The organism is Janibacter zhangyanbonis (assembly GCF_050507325.1).
Taxonomy (GTDB): domain Bacteria; phylum Actinomycetota; class Actinomycetes; order Actinomycetales; family Dermatophilaceae; genus Janibacter.
Window position 1 is genome coordinate 63,842 of record NZ_CP191481.1, and the last position, 16,421, is coordinate 80,262.

Here is a 16,421-nt window from a genome sequence, read left to right on the forward strand (position 1 = left end):
CTGTGAGAGGGGCCGGCACGTCGCCGGCGCCAGGATGACGAAGGGGAGTGACCGCTCGTGTGCATGCCGGTCCGGTGCCAGCAGTGCGGCAAGACGACGTGGAGCGGCTGCGGTGAGCACGTGGCCCAGGTCCGGGCGCAGGTACCCGCCGACCAGTGGTGCCAGTGCCCGGAGAACGCCGACCCCAACGCCTGACGCCCTTCGCCCCTGACCTCCAACCCTGCAAAACCCTAGGGTCCTGCAGGGTTCACGCGACGCAACTGCGCAAAACCCTAGGGTTTTGCAGAGTTGGGTGACGGTCAGCGGAGGGTGATGCGGACCTCGGGGGGCGGGCCCTCGGCGCCGGAGAGGTCCCAGAGCCGGCCGAGGGCCGGCTGGAGCAGCCAGGTGCCGAGCTGGCGGACGAGCACGCGGACCGCCTGCTCGGTGACGGGGGCGCGACTCGCGCCGATGCCGTGGTCGCGCAGGGTCTGGGTCTGCACGACCTGCTCGTCGAGGAGCTTGCGCACGAGGCGCCCGTCGCCGGCGCCCGGGGTGACGACGACGCGGCGCAGGTAGTCGACGGCGTGGGGGTTGGCCAGGAACATCGCGTGGATCGCCGCGTCGCGCCCCGCGACGACCTCGTCGACCGGGCCGTCGAGCGGCACCGACCCGAGGGCGTCGCGGAAGAGCGCGACGACCGCGTCCTCGACCGCCTCCTGCAGCCCGTCCTTGCTGCCGAAGTAGTGCCCGACGAGGCCGGGGGCGACCCCGGCGGAGCGGGCGACCTCGCGCAGACTCGTCGCGGCGACGCCCCGCTCGGCGAAGAGCGCCAGTGCCGCGGCCCGGATGCGGGTGCTGGTGTCGCCGGCGGCGCCTTCACGTGAACCCACGGGGACCTCCCTTCGGTGTGACGGTGAACAAGTCGACCCACCATTGCACATGTGTTCAACGGCTGCGTAGGGTGCGAGGCGAACCCCAGCAGTGACCCGCGAAGGAGCCGGCCCATGCCCGAGCAGCCCCAGGCGATCATCTACGACGCCGTCCGCACGCCCCGAGGGAAGGGCAAGTCCTCCGGCTCCCTCCACGAGGTCAAGCCGATCGACCTGACCGTCGGTCTCCTGCAGGCGATCCGGGAGCGCAACCCCGGCCTCGACGCCGCGCAGGTCGACGACCTCGTCATGGGCATCGTCTCGCCGGTCGGCGACCAGGGCGCGGTCCTGCCGCGCATCGCCGCGCTCAAGGCCGGCTACCCCGAGCCGGTGGCGGGCGTGCAGCTCAACCGCTTCTGCGGCTCCGGCCTCGAGGCGGTCAACCAGGTCGCGGCGCGGGTGCGCTCCGGCTTCGAGGACCTGCTCATCGCCGGTGGCGTCGAGTCGATGTCGCGCGTGCCGATGGGCAGCGACGGCGGCGCGTGGGCGATGGACCCGCGCACCGCGCTCGAGACCGACTTCGTCCCGCAGGGCATCAGCGCCGACCTCATCGCGACGATCGAGGGCTACGACCGCGCCGAGGTCGACCGCTTCGCCGCGCAGTCCCACGCCCGTGCGGCGGCTGCCTGGGAGGGCGGCTACTTCGACAAGAGCGTCATCCCGGTCAAGGACGCCAGCGGCATCACGATCCTCGACCGCGACGAGACGATCCGCCCCGGGACGACCGCCGAGTCGCTCGGCGGCCTGCGTCCCTCCTTCGCCGCGATGGGCGAGCAGGGCGGCTTCGACTTCGTCGCCACCGAGAAGTACCCGCACGTCGACGCGATCAACCACGTCCACCACGCCGGCAACTCCTCGGGCATCGTCGACGGCGCCGCGCTGCTGCTCGTCGGCAACGAGCGCGTCGGCCAGCAGATGGGCCTGACCCCCCGCGCCCGCATCGTCTCCACCGCGGTCATCGGCTCCGAGCCGACGATCATGCTCACCGGCCCCGCCCCGTCGTGCCGCAAGGCCCTCGACCGGGTCGGCATGAAGGCCAGCGACATCGACCTCGTCGAGATCAACGAGGCCTTCGCCGCCGTCGCCCTCAAGCTCATGCGCGACATGGGCTGGAGCGAGGAGCAGACCAACGTCAACGGCGGTGCGATCGCCATGGGCCACCCGCTCGGCGCCACCGGCGCGATGATCCTCGGCACCCTCGTCGACGAGCTGGAGCGCCGCGACCTCGAGCGCGGCATCGCCACCCTCTGCATCGGCGGCGGCATGGGTGTCGCCACGATCGTCGAGCGCGTCTGACCCCCCTTCGTCACGGACAGGAAGCACGAGAAGCCATGAGCGACAACATGATCCGCTACGAGCGCGACGACGAGGGCATCGTCACGCTGACGATGGACGACCCCGGCGCGGGCGCCAACACGATGAACGACACCTATGTCCGGGCGATGGGTGAGACCGTCGACCGCCTCGAGGCCGAGCGCGACGAGATCACCGGCGTCGTCCTCGCCTCCGCCAAGAAGACCTTCTTCGCCGGCGGCAACCTCACCGACCTGCAGTCGGTCACCGCCGAGACCGCCGGTGAGTTCTTCACCGGCATCGAGGGCATCAAGTCGCAGCTGCGTCGCCTCGAGCAGCTCGGCAAGCCGGTCGTCGCCGCGATCAACGGCGCCGCGCTCGGCGGAGGCCTCGAGCTCGCGCTCGCGACCCACCACCGCATCGCCGTCGACGACCCGAAGGTCAAGCTCGGCCTGCCCGAGGTCACCCTCGGTCTGCTGCCGGGTGGCGGCGGCGTGACCCGCCTCGTGCGGATGCTCGGCATCCAGGAGGCCCTCATGGGCTGGCTGCTGCAGGGCCAGCAGTACGCGCCGGCGCAGGCTCACGCGAAGGGAGTGGTCGACCAGCTCGTCGCCACCCGCGAGGAGCTCGTGCCGGCCGCGAAGGCCTGGATCCGCGAGCACCAGGACGACGAGACCGCGGCCGTGAAGCCCTGGGACGCCAAGGGCTACAAGATCCCGGGCGGCACCCCGTCGGTCCCGAAGTTCGCCGCGAACCTCCCCGCCTTCCCCGCCAACCTGCGCAAGACGCTCAAGGGTGCCCCGACGAAGTCGCCCCGCGCGATCCTCGCCGCGGCCGTCGAGGGCTCGCAGGTCGACTTCGACACCGCGAGCCGGATCGAGTCGCGCTACATCACCGAGCTCGCGGCGGGCCGCGAGTCGACCGCGATGATCCAGGCCTTCTTCTTCGACCTGCAGGCGATCAACAGCGGCAAGCTGCGCCCCGAGGGCGTCGAGCGCCGTCAGGTCGGCAAGGTCGGGGTCCTCGGCGCCGGGATGATGGGCGCCGGCATCGCCTACTCCGCCGCCATGTCGGGCATCGAGGTCGTCCTCAAGGACGTCTCGATCGAGGGCGCGCAGAAGGGCAAGAGCTACACCGAGAAGCTGCTCGCCAAGCGCGTGGAGCGCGGCAAGATGGACCAGGCCAAGGCCGACGCCGTGCTCGCCCGTATTACGCCGACCGCGGACGTCAACGACCTCGCCGGTGTCGACGCGGTCATCGAGGCGGTCTTCGAGGACTACGACCTCAAGAAGCAGGTCTTCTCCGAGGTCGAAGCAGTCGTCGGGCCGGACACGCTTCTGTGCTCCAACACCTCGACCCTGCCGATCACCTCGCTGCAGGAGTTCTCCAGCCGGCCGAAGGACTTCATCGGCCTGCACTTCTTCTCCCCGGTGGACAAGATGCAGCTCGTCGAGATCATCCGCGGCGAGCAGACCTCCGACGAGGCGACCGCCCGCGCGATCGACATCGTCCAGCAGATCCGCAAGATCCCGGTCGTCGTCGGTGACGGGCGCGGCTTCTACACCAGCCGGGTCTTCGGCACGCTGATCCTCGAGGGCGCCGTGGCGGTTGCCGAGGGCATCGACCCGATGGTCGTCGAGCGGGCCGCGACAACGGCGGGCTTCCCCGCGCCGCCGCTGGCGATGCTCGACGAGGTCTCGCTGACTCTCACCCAGCACATCCGCGCCGAGGCCGACAAGGCCGCGGCCGCGGAGGGCAAGACCCTGCCCAAGGGCCCGGGCGAGGAGCTCATCGACACGATGGTCGCGGAGGGCCGCAAGGGCCGCGCCGCCGGCGCCGGCATGTACGACTACCCGGCTGACGGGCCCAAGGTTCTGTGGCCCGGGCTGCGCGAGCGCTTCGCGAAGGGGACGCAGGTCCCCCTTCGTGATCTGCAGGACCGCTACCTCTTCATCATGGCGCTGGAGACCGCGGGCTGCTTCGAGGACGGCGTGCTCACCGACACCGAGTCGGCCAACATCGGTGGCATCTTCGGCATCGGCTTCCCGCCGCACACCGGTGGGCCGGCGACCTTCATGACGAACTACGAGGGCGGCCTGGCCGGCTTCGTGGCCCGTGCGGACGAGCTCGCCGACACCTACGGCGAGCGGTTCCGTCCGTCGGAGTGGCTGCGCGGCCGCGTCGCTGCCGGCACCCTCGTCGACAAGGCCTGACGTGAGCGGCCCCCTGACCGGCGTCCGCGTCGTCTCGATCGCCATCAACCTGCCCGGGCCGGCCGCCGTCGCGCGGCTGGCCGGGCAGGGGGCGAGCGTCGTGACGGTCCTGCCCCCGGGTGGTGACCCGATGGAGCAGTTCGCGAGGGACTACTACGACGAGCTGCACGTCGGTCAGGAGGTGCGTCGGGTCAACCTGAAGTCCGACGCCGGTCGGGCCGAGGTCGACGAGCTCCTCTCTGCCGCAGACGTCTTCGTCACGAGCTCGCGGCCGTCGGCGCTGAGCCGGCTCGGGCTCGACTTCGACTCCGTGCACGCGCGGCACCCGCAGGTCTGCCAGGTCGACATCGTCGGCCACCCCGGTGACGAGGCGGAGACCCCCGGTCACGACCTCACCTATCAGGCCGTGACCGGACTGCTCGGCGAAGGGAGCATGCCCGCCACCCTCGTCGTCGACCTCGCCGGGTCGGAGCGGGCGGCGGCGGAGGCCGCGGCCGCGCTCGTGGCCCGGTCGCGGACGGGTGAGGGCGTGCGCCGCGAGGTGGCCCTGTCCGACGTGTCCGAGACGATCGCCGGGCCGCGACGTCACGGGCTCACCGCGCCGGGCGCCCTGCTTGGCGGCGGCCTGCCGGTCTATGCCGTCTACGACACCGCCGACCGACCGGTCGCGCTCGCCGCGCTCGAGCCGCACTTCACCGCTCGGGTCGTCGAGGCCCTCGGCCTCACCCCCGAGGAGCTGACCCGCGAGCGGCTGGCGACGATCTTCGCCACCCGCACGGCCGACGAGTGGGCCTCCTGGGCGGCGGAGCACGACGTGCCGCTCGCCCCCCTTCGCTCCAGCTGACCGACCCCGACCCGAAGGCAACGATGCCCGAGATCCTCATGCCCCAGCCCTATGTCTCCCCGTGGATGCAGGACGAGGTGGCCGACGTGCTCACCCTCGCCCGCACCTTCTTCGAGCGGGAGGTGACGCCGCACGCGGAGCGCTTCGCCGAGCAGCACCAGGTGGACAAGGAGACCTGGCTGGCAGCGGGTGCTGCGGGCCTGCTCTGCATCTCGGTCCCGCAGGAGTACGGCGGCGGTGGCGGCAGCTTCGCCCACGAGGCGGCCGTGATGTGGGAGCAGGGGAGGGCCGGCGATGACGCCTTCGGCTACTCCGTGCACTCGTCGATCGTCGCGCACTACCTGCTCGCCTACGGGTCCGAGGAGCAGAAGCAGAAGTGGCTGCCCAAGATGGCCTCCGGAGAGCTCGTCGGCGCCATCGCGATGACCGAGCCGGGCACCGGGTCGGACCTGCAAGCCGTCAAGACCACGGCCCGGCGCGAGGGCGACCACTACGTCATCAATGGGTCGAAGACCTTCATCACCAACTCCTCGCACGCCGGTCTCGTCGTGGTGGTCGCGCGCACGGGCGGCGAGGGGGCACAAGGGATCTCGCTCATCGTGGCCGAGGTCGACGGTCTCGAGGGCTTCGAGCGAGGGCGGGTGCTGCAGAAGGTCGGCCAGCACGGGCAGGACACCCGTGAGCTGGCCTTCACCGACATGCGGGTGCCCGTGGCCAATCTGCTCGGCGAGGAGGAGGGGCAGGGCTTCTACCAGCTGATGATGCAGCTGCCGCAGGAGCGGCTGGCGATCGCCGTCGGCGCGGTGGCCTCCGCCGAGCTCGCCGTGGACCTCGCGGTCGCCTACACCAAGGAGCGCACCGCCTTCGGCAAGCCGATCAGCGCCTTCCAGAACACGCGCTTCACCCTCGCCGAGGTCTCGACCGACGTCATGGCGGCGCGCACCTTCCTCGACCACTGCGTCGCCCTGCACATCGACGGCAAGCTCGACGCCGCGACCGCCTCGCGGGCGAAGTACTGGACGACCGACGTCCAGTGCGAGGTCATCGACCGGTGCCTGCAGCTCTTCGGCGGCTACGGCTACATGCTCGAGTACCCCATCGCCCGCCTCTACGCCGGCGCGCGCGTGCAGAAGATCTACGGCGGCACCAACGAGATCATGAAGGAGCTCATCTCGCGCACCCTGTGAGGCCGGTGAGCCGCCGCTGCTGGCGGGTCGAGGTATCCGGGTCCGCCTATTCGGTCGTGGGCACCTCGGCTCGGCCGGCGGGAGCGGCCTCAGCGAGCGAAGGGCGGCGACGCTCGGCGCGCAGGGCCGGCAGCAGGCACCAGACGCCCCCGAGGCCGAAGGCTCCGGAGACAGCCATGGCGACCGACGTCGACGTCGCGTCGGCGAGCAGGCCGACGAGTGGCATGGCCACCGAGAAGGCGCCGAAGCCGCACATCGAGGCCAGCGACAGCACGGTGGCCCGGTTCTTCGCGCTGGCCTCGCGGTGCAGCAGCGTGTTGTAGGCGGGGCCCTGCACCCCGTGGCCGGTGTAGGCCAGCAGGTGGGCGACGACCAGCCCGACCGGGCCGACGGCCAGAGCGAGGGTCACGCTGAGCAGGCTGTGGGCCACGCGGCCGACGATGGCCGCACGGGCCACGCCCCAGCGCGCCGAGAGCCACCCGGAGATCCGCGCACCGAGGGCGAAGACCGCCCAGGCTCCGGCGGCGAGCGGCCCCATGATGACGCCCGCGTGGTCCTCGCCGCCGAGCAGCTCGGCCATGCGCACCGGGGTGAGGTTTTCCATCCCGATCATCGCCGTGGACCAGAAGCACTCGAGCAGCACGAGCCCCCGCAGCACGGGGTTGTCCCGGACGAGCGCCAGCCCGGAGGCGATGACGCCCGGGGTCTCCTTGGCCGAGGCCACGGCCCGTGACCAGCCGGTCGAGTCCAGGTGGACGACCGGCTCACGCAGGAGGACGACGACGGCCACGAGGTGCACCACCGAGAGGACGGCGCAGATGAGGACCGGCAGCCACAGCGCCGAGTGGGAGGAGACCGGGTGCCAGGCGACGAGCCCGCCGGAGACGACCGAGCTGGCGGCCATGCCGAGCCCGACGACGGTCCCGGCGCGCGAGAGGTCTTGGTCGACGTCGGCCCCGGGCTCGGTCCGGTGCACGGTGTCGACGTACCAGGCCTCCAGAGGCCCCGAGTCCAGCGCGCGGAAGATCCCCATGAGCACGGCGACCACGACGAAGCCGGCGAAGGAGTCGGCCAGGAGGAAGGCGAAGAGCGAGGCGACATTGGCCAGGGCCGCCGCGATGAGCACCGGTCGTCGTCCGAGCGCGTCGGCGAAGCCCGAGGTCGGCAGCTCGAGCGCGAGGACCACGAAGCCGATGACGGACATGGCGGTCAGCGTCTGCGGCAGGGTGAGGCCCCGCTCGAGCATCCACAGCACGAGGATCCCGACGACGAAGCCGATCGGCAGCCAGCGGGTCGTCGTCAGGGTGAGGAAGACTCGGCGGGCGGCGGTGGGGGAGAGGGGCTCGGTCATCGGGACTCCCATGGGGTGTCGTCGGGGAAGCTCGCCACGATGACGGAGTAGCGGCGCTGGTCGGGCGGGAGGTCCCCCGGGGTCGGGGGGAACTCCGCCAGCACCTCCCACAGCAGCTGCTCGAAGCGGGACTGGATCACGGCCGCCTGCTCGACGGTCACCGGCACCTGCAGGTCGCTCACCGAGGTGAGCGGACGCCACTGGTCGCTCTCGCTGCTCCGCCGCGCGGCGGATGCCTGCATCCGGGCCGCGGAGTGCGTCACCGCGAGCTGGTGGAAGGCGTCGGTGGCATCCCTCCCTTCGTCCGTCGTGACATCGTCGTCGCGGACGGAGGTCGTCATCGTGCTCGCCCGCCACCACCGCTCGCGGTTGTTGCCGAGGTCGCTCGCCTCCTCGACGAAGCCGTGCTCCGCCAGCTGCCGCAGGTGATAGCTCGTCGCGCCCGAGTTGAGGCCGAGGCGGCGGGCGACCTGGCTGGCCGTCGCCGGCCCGAGCGTGCGGAGCAGACCGAGGATGCGCATGCGCACCGGGTGGGTCAGCGCCCGCAGCTGGGTGACGTCGGGGGTGACGGGGTCCATGAGAGGCATCGTAGACCGCAAAGGTTTGTTTGCAAAGAAATGCTTGCGTCCCTCCGAGACGCTTGCTGCGCAAGCTCCTCAGGGACCGGGAGGGCGGGGAGAGGTGTTCGCGTGCTCGTCAGGCGGTGTTCTCCCTTCGGCCCTAGCGTCGGGCGCATGACGCCACGCATCCGCACGGCCGGCGCGCTCGCCGGAGCCGCTGCCCTCGCCCTGACCCTGGCCGCCCCGGCCACCGCCGCCCGCCCCGGGCCCGAGGAGGTGCGCTTCGCGACCTTCAACGCCTCGCTCAACCGGGCCACCGAGGGGCAGCTCGAGCGGGACCTGTCGACGGGTGACAACGAGCAGGCGCGCAATGTCGCCGAGACGATCCAGCGGGTCGACCCCGATGTCGTGCTGGTCAACGAGTTCGACTACTCCCGCAAGGCCGCTCGCCTCTTCCGCGACAACTACCTGGCCGTCGGCCAGCGCGGCGCCGACCCCGTGGACTACCCCTACCACTACATCGCGCCGAGCAACACGGGCGTGCCGAGCGGGCACGACCTCAACAACGACGGGACCGTCGGCGGGGGCGACGACGCCTACGGCTTCGGGCTCTTCCCCGGGCAGTACGGCATGGTCGTCTACAGCAAGTACCCGATCGACACCGCCAAGGTGCGCACCTTCCAGCTGCAGAAGTGGCAGGACATGCCCGGCAACCGCATACCCACCGACTGGTACTCGCCCGCCGAGCAGGCCGACCTGCGGCTGAGCAGCAAGAGCCACTGGGACCTGCCGATCCGCATCGGCACCCGGACCGTCCACTTCCTCACGAGCCACCCGACGCCGCCCACCTTCGACGGGCCCGAGGACCGCAACGGGCGGCGCAATGCCGACGAGATCCGCTTCTGGGCCGACTACGTCTCCGGCGGCAGGGACGCGCGGTGGATCCGGGACGACGAAGGGGGTCGAGGTGGCCTCTCGCAGGGCGCGAGCTTCGTCATCGCGGGCGACCAGAACGCCGACCCCGACGACGGCGACAGCACCGACGACGCGATCCACCAGCTGCTCGACCACCCGCGGGTCAACACCTCGGTGACCCCCACGAGCGACGGTGCCGTCGAGGCGAGCGAGCAGCAGGGCGGGATCAACGACGAGCACGTCGGCGACCCGGCCCAGGACACGGCCGACTTCGCCGAGCCGCCGGGCAACATCCGCGCCGACTACGTGCTGCCGAGCCGCGACCTGCCGATCCGGGATGCCGGCGTCTTCTGGCCGACGAGCGACAGCCCGCTCTACCGCCTGACCGGCACCTACCCCTTCCCGACGAGCGACCACCGGATGGTGTGGGTCGACACGAAGTTCGCCCGGGGGCACGGCCGGGGCTGACCAGCCGGGGCTGCCCTCCCCTTCGCACGAACTGTGGCTGGCTACACCTCGGGTGGTCAGCCACAGCACGTGCCGTGGCTGACGCTCGCAGGTGTAGCCAGCCACAGTTTGTTGGGGCGGGGGGACGGGCGCGTTAGTGTCGCCACATGTCCGCAGCGGCCAGCGCAGAGACCTCCTCAGGCCTGATCGACGACTACCGCGATGTCGTCACGAGCAGCGACGGCGTCGACGAGCTCGTGACGCTCGAGGGGGTTCGTGAGGCCTCCGAGCCGCTCGCCGACCAGGTCGGCGGGGCCGGGCTGACGGCGCTGCTCGCGGCCCGAGCTGCGGCCCGGCGCTTCGTCGCCGACGACGGCATCACCTACGGCGCGAGCATCACCCCCGACGAGGACGCGGCCGCCGAGGGCCGGCAGATCCCGACCGAGCCGCGCGAGTGGGAGCTCGACCCGCTGCCGCTGACGTTTGGCGCCGGCGAGTGGAGCACCCTCGAGCAGGGCGTGCGCCAGCGGGCCGCACTCCTCGACGCCGTGCTCACCGACCTCACCGGCGAGCAGCGACTGGTGCGCGACGGCGTCGTCCCCGGGGCGGCGGTCTACGGCCACGACGGCTGGCTGCCGCAGGCCGACGGGATCCAGCTGCCCGGCCCTCGCCAGCTCGTCATGCCCGCGATGGACCTCGCCCGGGACCGCAACGGCACCTGGCGCGTCTTCGCCGACCGCACCCAGGCCCCGAGCGGCGCCGGCTACGCGATGGCCAACCGTCGGATCATCGCGCGCGTCCTGCCCGACCTGCACCGCCAGGTCGACCTCGCCCGGCTGCGCGGTTTCTTCTTCCAGGTGCAGAAGGCGCTCGTCGCCGCCGCCCCGCAGACCGACGACGTCCCGCGCGTCGTCATCCTCACCCCCGGCGCCCTGAGCGCCTCGGCCTTCGACGAGGCGCTGCAGTCCACCGTGCTCGGTGTGCCCGTCGTCGAGTCCGAGGACCTCGTCAGCCGCGACGGGCGGATCTGGATGCGCACGACCTCCGGGCTGACCCCGGTCGACGTCATCATGCGCCGCGTCGAGGGCGATGCCATTGACCAGCTCGACCTGCGCGGCGACTCGCGCCTCGGCCTGCCCGGCCTCGTCGAGGCCGCCCGGCTGGGCAATGTCTCGGTCGTCAACCCGATCTCCTCGGGCGTCCTCGAAAACCCTGCGCTCATCCCCTATCTGCCGCAGATCTGCCGCCAGGTCCTCGGCGAGGACCTGCTCCTCGCCTCCACGCAGACCTGGTGGGCCGGCGACCCGACCCACCTGAGCCACATCGTCACCCAGCTGGGCAGCCTCGTCGTCAAGCCGGCCTCCCGCAGCGGCGCGACCAACTCGATCTTCGGCTGGCAGCTGAGCGCTCAGGAGCGCGACGACCTCGCGATGCGCATTCAGGCGGAGCCGTGGCGCTGGACCGCGCAGGACCCCCTGACGATGTCGACCGCCCCGGTCGTCACCGCCGGCGGCCTCGAGCCGCGCCATGTCGTGCTGCGCACCTTCGCCGTCGCCGACGAGGAGGACTACGCCGTCATGCCCGGCGGCCTCGGCCGCGTCTCGGTGCGGGCCGACTCCGGCGAGATCTCGAGCCTCACCGGCGCGATGAGCAAGGACGTGTGGGTCCGCGTCGACAGCGAGACCCCGCGGACCGAGGGCGAGGTCCTCCCCGTCTCCAGCCTGCTCGAGGGCACGAGCGCGGCCGGCTATGCCGCACCGGCCCCCCGTGTCGCCGCCGACCTCTACTGGATGGGCCGCTACGCCGAGCGCGCCGAAGCGGCCGCCCGTCTGCTGCGCGTCGCCGACAACCTCGTCGACGACCACGCCGCCCGCCCCGGCACGACCGGCCACGCCGCGATGCTCGCGATCCTCGGGGCGGTCACCGAGGTCATGGCCGTGCGCCCGGGGTTCATCGGCGAGGAGGCGCAGGAGCGCCGGGCGGATCCGCTGCCGCACCTGCGCGAGCTGACGCTCGACCCGCGGATCGTCGGGTCGGTTGCCTATGCCACCCACCGCGCCGTCATCGCCGCCCAGGCCGTGCGCGAGAGCCTGTCGCTCGACACCTGGCTGGTCATGTCGCGCCTCGAGCGGACCCTGCAGCACGCCGTCCCCCAGGACGACCTGCAGGAGCTGCTCATGGAGACGATCGAAGGCCTGCTCGCGCTCGCGGGCATCGGCGTCGAGTCCCTCATCCGCGACCCGGCCTGGGCCTTCGCCGACGCCGGCAAGCGCGTCGAGCGGGCCCAGCAGACGATCCGGCTGCTCGCCTCGGTCATCGCCGTCGAGCGCACCCCCGTCGTCGAGGGCACGACCACCGAGGCAGCCCTCCTCGCCGCCGAGTCGGTCATCACCTATCGCCGTCGGCTCACCGCGGGCCTCGGCGGGATGTCGGCGCTGCAGGCCGCCCTCGACCTGCTCCTGCGGGACCGGACCAACCCGCGTTCGGTCGCCTTCCAGGTCGACCGGCTCGTCGAGGGGCTCGAGCTCATCGACGACGAGGCCGCGCTGCCGCAGGCGCGGGCCATCGTCGACCAGATCGCCGGGCTCGACCTCGATGCGCTCTTCGCCGACAACCGCACGCCCCTCGTGCGCACCCTGACCCGGCTCGGCACCGACCTGCGCGAGACGCACCGGTCCATCGACCGGGCCTACTTCCAGCGCAAGTCCCCGGGCCGCAACGTCCAGTGGGTGCAGTGGAACGGCGGGGAGGAGACCTGGTGAGCACCGACGAGCAGCCTCCTGTCGACCAGTCCAGCCCCGACGTCGTCAAGCCGAAGGGGGAGTCGGCCGTCCCCGAGCGGCCGCCGGCTCCTGAGCCGGTCGCCACCGGCGACCCCACGGTCCCCGTGATCAAGCCGGAGCACCACACCCTTCGTCAGTACGAGGTGCGCCACCGCACGACCTACACCTACGAGGAGTACGTCACCGACTCCTTCGGTCGGGCGCTGCTGCGCCCCAGGGAGACCGAGCAGCAGCGCGTCCTCGAGCACACCGTCGAGATCACGCCCGAGCCGCACATCCTCACCGAGCACGTCGACCACTTCGGCAACCACTCGAGCTTCTACGAGGTGCGCACGCCGCACACGGTGCTCGACGTGCACAAGGTGAGCCTCATGGAGATCGAGTGGCCGGCGCCCGACATGGACCGGCTCAACCGGTGGACCGTCGCCGAGGCGGCCGAGCTCATCGCCGCCGGTGACGGCCTCGACCGGGCCGAGGCGGCGCAGTACCTGCTGCCCTCCGCGCTCGTCGAGATCGCGCCCGAGGTCGTCGCCTACTCGGCCGGCATCCTGCCGCCGGACCGGCCCCTCGGCGAGGCGCTCGTCGCCCTCTACGCCGACATCTACCGCGACTTCCGCTATGCCAAGGGCACGACGAGCGTCAAGACGACGCTGCCCGAGCTGCTCGCCCAGCGCGAAGGCGTCTGCCAGGACTTCGCCCACCTCGCCGTCGGGTGCCTGCGCGCCGTCGGCATCCCCGGCCGCTACGTCTCGGGCTACATCGAGACCCGACCGGCGCCGGGCAAGGTCAAGCTCCAGGGCTCCGACGCCTCGCACGCGTGGGTCGCGGCGATGACGCCCGACGGCGACTGGGTCGACCTCGACCCGACGAACAACCACTTCGCCGACTCGCGCTACATCGTCACGGGGTGGGGCCGCGACTTCCGCGACGTCTCGCCGCTCAAGGGCGTGATCTTCGGCGAAGGGGGTGGCTCCAGCCTCAAGGTCGGCGTCGACGTCATCCCCCAGGACGGCTCCGACCCGCGGGCCGACACCCCCGCCCAGTAATCTGACGCCCATGTCCACGACCGCCTTCGTCCTCGGCGGAGGCGGTGTCCTCGGAGCGACCCAGGTCGGCATGCTGCGCGCGCTCCTCGCCGCGGGCATCACCCCCGACCTGGTCGTCGGCACGAGCATCGGCTCGGTCAACGGCGCCTTCGTCGCCGCCGACCCCACCGCCGACGGCGTGGCCCGGCTCGAGGAGCTGTGGCGCGACGTCGTCCGCTCGGGCGAGATGAGCGAGAGCCCGGTCCGTCAGGCCGCGCGCTTCGCGCGCCACGGCACCCACGTCATGCGACGCGGGCTGATCCCCGGGCTCGTCGAGCGCCACCTCGGGGTCGACCTCATCGAGGACCTGTCGGTGCCCTTCCAGTGCGTCGCCGCCGAGATCGAGAGCTCGGCGTCCCGGTGGTTCACCGCCGGGCCGATCGCGTCGGCGGTCGCGGCGAGCTGTGCGGTGCCGGGTCTCTTCGCGCCGGTCGAGATCGACGGGGCGCACTACTACGACGGCGGGCTCGTCCACTCGATCCCGGTCGGGCGGGCGATCGCCTTGGGCGCCACCGAGATCCACGTGCTGCAGGTCGGCCGGGTCGAGCAGCTGCTCTCCGCGCCGACCAACCCGCTCGACGTCGGTCTCGTGGCCTTCGAGATCGCGCGGCGGCACCGCTTCGTCGAGGAGATCGCCGAGGTGCCCGACTCGGTGCGCCTGCACGTGCTGCCGAGCGGGACCGACAAGGCGCCGACGACCTCGGTGCCACTCGGCCGCGGGACGGTGGCCAAGGTCGAGGACCGGATGGCGCGCGCCTTCGACGCGACGAACGCCTACCTCGACGGGACCACGCGATGAGGATCAGTGCCCTCCCTTCGCTCGGGGCGCCGCCGCTGTGGCTGCGGATCGTCCTGCAGGCGATCTACCCGCTCTTCGGCATCGTCATGTCGCTGCTCTTCTGCATCTTCGCGCCCTTCCTGCTCCTGCTGTGGCCGTGGGACCGGCACCTGGCGCTGCTGCGCTGCCTCTTCCTCACCGTCTACGTCATGTGGGAGGACATCGGTCTCGTCGTCGAGTGCTGGTACCTGCGGCTGCGCTCGCCGCGCGGCACGAGCCCGACGTGGGACGCCGACCACCTCGCGCTCATCCAGCGGGCGCTCAACAACGTGCTCTACACGGCCAAGAAGGTCGTCGGCTTCCACATCGAGATCGAGGGTGAGATGACCGTGGGACGCCCCGGCCACCCGCTCGTCGTCATCTCCCGGCACGCCGGCCCCGCCGACTCGCTCGCCATCGCCTGGCTGCTCGCGGGCACGGCCGGGCGGATCCCGCGGATCGTCCTCGCCGACGCGATGCTCTGGGACCCGGGCATCGCCATGGTGCTGCAGCGGCTGGACTCCTACTTCGTGCCGTCGCGCTCCGGTGCCGGCGACGACCGGACGAAGGGGGTCGCCACCCTCGCCTCGACCCTCTCGGCCAAGGACGCGATGCTCATCTTCCCCGAGGGGCGCAACTGGACCCGCGAGCGTCACGAGGACCAGGTGCGCAAGCTGCGCGAGCAGGGTGAGGCCGACCGGCTGGCGACCGCCGTGGCGCGGCCCTGGGTGCTCGAGGCGCGCTCCCGCGGCGTCGCGTCGATGCGCCAGCACGCGCCGGACGCCGACGTCATGGTCATCTCGCACACCGGGCTCGACATGATCTCCGGGCCGGGCGCCGTGATCCGCGCCGTGCCCTTCCGCAACCGGCTGCTCATCCGCGGCCGCACCTATCGCAGCGAGGACGTGCCGACCGACGGCGACGAGGTCGCCGAGTGGCTCGACGCGCGGTGGGGCGAGGTCAACCACTGGGTCGATACGCGCATCAGCGGACGCGAGCACCTGTGAGGCCGTGGTTCCCGCCGACGGTGAGCTCGGTGGCGGTGGCCGCCGCGGCCGAGGCGGACAACCGGGTGCACCGGTGGCCGCTCACGCCCCGGATCACCCGCTGGCTGCGGACGAAGGGGGCCGACGCCCGCCTCGCGGGCTTCGAGACCGATCGTGCGGCCCTGGGCGTGGACGTCGCCCCGGACGCCCGCGGCGACCTGGTGATGACGGTCGCCGGGGCACTGGCCGGGGCGCCGGACACAACTCTGCAAAACCCTAGGGTTTTGCAGAGTTGGGAGGGCGAGGCCGGGCGGGCGGAGGCGTGGGTGCTGTGGGTGCACGGGGGCGGCTTCTGCTGGGGGTCGGGACGTGACGGGACCGGGCTGCGGCTGGCCGCCGGGCTCGGGCGTCCGGTCGTCTCGGTCGAGTACCCGCTCGCGCCGGAGGCGCGCTTCCCGGTGGCGATCGAGCACTGCCTGGCCGCCTACGAGGCCGGGGGGCGCGAGCGCGGGCCGCGGGTGCTGCTCGGCGGGGTCTCCGCCGGGGCAAACCTCGCCCTCGGTGTGCTGCAACGGATCCGGGAGCGGCGTGCGGCAGGTGACGACCTGCCGCTGCCCCTCGGGGTGGTGGGGCTGACCCCCTTCGGCGATCTGGCGGGGGAGGGTGACTCCTATCGCGTCAACGAAGGCCGTGACGCCTACCTGCGGTGGCGCGGGCAGCAGGAGCGCTTCGCGCGGGCCTACGCCGGGCGGGCCGACCTGCGAGACCCGCTCGTCTCGCCGGTGCACGCGGACTGGTCGGGCGAAGCGCTGCCGCCGGCGATCTTCACGACGGGCACGCGCGACCTCTTCCTCTCGGACACCGCGCGGATCCACACCGCGTGGCGGGCCGCCGGTGGCGCGGCCGACCTCGTGCTCGCCGAAGGGCTCTGGCACTCCTACCTCTCCGACGCGCGGCTGCCGGAATCGGCCGCGCTCATGGCCCGGCTGCTCGACTGGTGCGAGGAGCTGCTGGCGCGGACGTAGGCGC

General features: G+C 72.2%; 14 protein-coding genes. 11 read left to right on the forward strand and 3 right to left on the reverse strand.

Translation table 11 applies throughout. The features are described 5' to 3' along the window. Positions 1-57: 57 nt before the first annotated feature. Positions 58-195, forward strand: a complete 138-nt coding sequence (locus tag ACQBJO_RS00370) for a hypothetical protein (protein WP_164513539.1) — start codon at positions 58-60, stop codon at positions 193-195. Between the two features lie 104 nt (positions 196-299). Here the strand turns inward: ACQBJO_RS00370 and ACQBJO_RS00375 are convergent, their stop codons facing one another. Continuing rightward, positions 300-872, reverse strand: coding sequence for a TetR/AcrR family transcriptional regulator (locus tag ACQBJO_RS00375; protein ID WP_421007741.1), 573 nt, complete (start codon positions 870-872; stop codon positions 300-302). Between the two features lie 114 nt (positions 873-986). Between ACQBJO_RS00375 and ACQBJO_RS00380 the strand changes: the two genes are divergently transcribed. From ACQBJO_RS00380 to ACQBJO_RS00395, 4 genes are read left to right on the forward strand one after another with little or no spacing between them, the layout of a single operon-like run. Next, positions 987-2,207, forward strand: a complete 1,221-nt coding sequence (locus tag ACQBJO_RS00380; RefSeq protein ID WP_421007742.1) for an acetyl-CoA C-acetyltransferase — start codon at positions 987-989, stop codon at positions 2,205-2,207. Positions 2,208-2,242: 35 nt separating this feature from the next. Next, positions 2,243-4,417 (forward strand): 3-hydroxyacyl-CoA dehydrogenase NAD-binding domain-containing protein, encoded by a 2,175-nt coding sequence (locus ACQBJO_RS00385; RefSeq protein WP_421007743.1) that lies wholly within the window; start codon positions 2,243-2,245, stop codon positions 4,415-4,417. 1 nt (position 4,418) lies between these two features. After that, positions 4,419-5,261 carry a CoA transferase gene (locus tag ACQBJO_RS00390; RefSeq protein WP_421007744.1) on the forward strand — a complete coding sequence of 281 codons (843 nt, stop codon included), beginning with the start codon at positions 4,419-4,421 and terminating at the stop codon, positions 5,259-5,261. A gap of 23 nt (positions 5,262-5,284) precedes the next feature. After that, on the forward strand, positions 5,285-6,448 hold the full coding sequence (locus tag ACQBJO_RS00395; protein WP_421007745.1) for an acyl-CoA dehydrogenase family protein: 1,164 nt from the start codon (positions 5,285-5,287) through the stop codon (positions 6,446-6,448). 46 nt (positions 6,449-6,494) lie between these two features. Here ACQBJO_RS00395 and ACQBJO_RS00400 read toward each other — a convergent pair whose 3' ends face one another. Then, positions 6,495-7,799, reverse strand: coding sequence for an MFS transporter (locus ACQBJO_RS00400; RefSeq protein WP_421007746.1), 1,305 nt, complete (start codon positions 7,797-7,799; stop codon positions 6,495-6,497). After that, the gene (locus ACQBJO_RS00405; protein WP_421007747.1) at positions 7,796-8,377 is read right to left on the reverse strand and encodes a helix-turn-helix domain-containing protein; all 582 of its coding nucleotides are present in this window, start codon (positions 8,375-8,377) and stop codon (positions 7,796-7,798) included. Before ACQBJO_RS00405 ends, ACQBJO_RS00400 begins: the two co-directional genes overlap by 4 nt. Before the next feature lie 156 nt (positions 8,378-8,533). On the opposite strand from ACQBJO_RS00405, the gene ACQBJO_RS00410 reads away from it, so the two are divergent. The 6 genes from ACQBJO_RS00410 to ACQBJO_RS00435 all read left to right on the forward strand — a co-directional run bounded on the left by ACQBJO_RS00410 (position 8,534) and on the right by ACQBJO_RS00435 (position 16,417). Further along, entirely contained in the window at positions 8,534-9,742 is a 1,209-nt protein-coding gene (locus tag ACQBJO_RS00410) for an endonuclease/exonuclease/phosphatase family protein (protein ID WP_421007748.1), read from the forward strand. 146 nt (positions 9,743-9,888) lie between these two features. After that, on the forward strand, positions 9,889-12,483 hold the full coding sequence (locus ACQBJO_RS00415; RefSeq protein ID WP_421007749.1) for a circularly permuted type 2 ATP-grasp protein: 2,595 nt from the start codon (positions 9,889-9,891) through the stop codon (positions 12,481-12,483). Further along, the gene (locus tag ACQBJO_RS00420; RefSeq protein ID WP_421007750.1) at positions 12,480-13,550 is read left to right on the forward strand and encodes a transglutaminase family protein; all 1,071 of its coding nucleotides are present in this window, start codon (positions 12,480-12,482) and stop codon (positions 13,548-13,550) included. The genes ACQBJO_RS00415 and ACQBJO_RS00420 overlap by 4 nt, the downstream gene beginning before the upstream one ends. 10 nt (positions 13,551-13,560) lie before the next feature. Beyond that, a complete protein-coding gene (locus tag ACQBJO_RS00425; RefSeq protein WP_421007751.1) occupies positions 13,561-14,388 on the forward strand; it encodes a patatin-like phospholipase family protein in 828 nt (275 codons plus the stop codon). Next, positions 14,385-15,413 carry a 1-acyl-sn-glycerol-3-phosphate acyltransferase gene (locus tag ACQBJO_RS00430; protein WP_421007752.1) on the forward strand — a complete coding sequence of 343 codons (1,029 nt, stop codon included), beginning with the start codon at positions 14,385-14,387 and terminating at the stop codon, positions 15,411-15,413. The genes ACQBJO_RS00425 and ACQBJO_RS00430 overlap by 4 nt, the downstream gene beginning before the upstream one ends. Before the next feature lie 29 nt (positions 15,414-15,442). Continuing rightward, complete coding sequence (locus ACQBJO_RS00435; RefSeq protein WP_421007753.1) at positions 15,443-16,417, forward strand: alpha/beta hydrolase; 975 nt, start codon at positions 15,443-15,445, stop codon at positions 16,415-16,417. Positions 16,418-16,421: the final 4 nt, after the last annotated feature.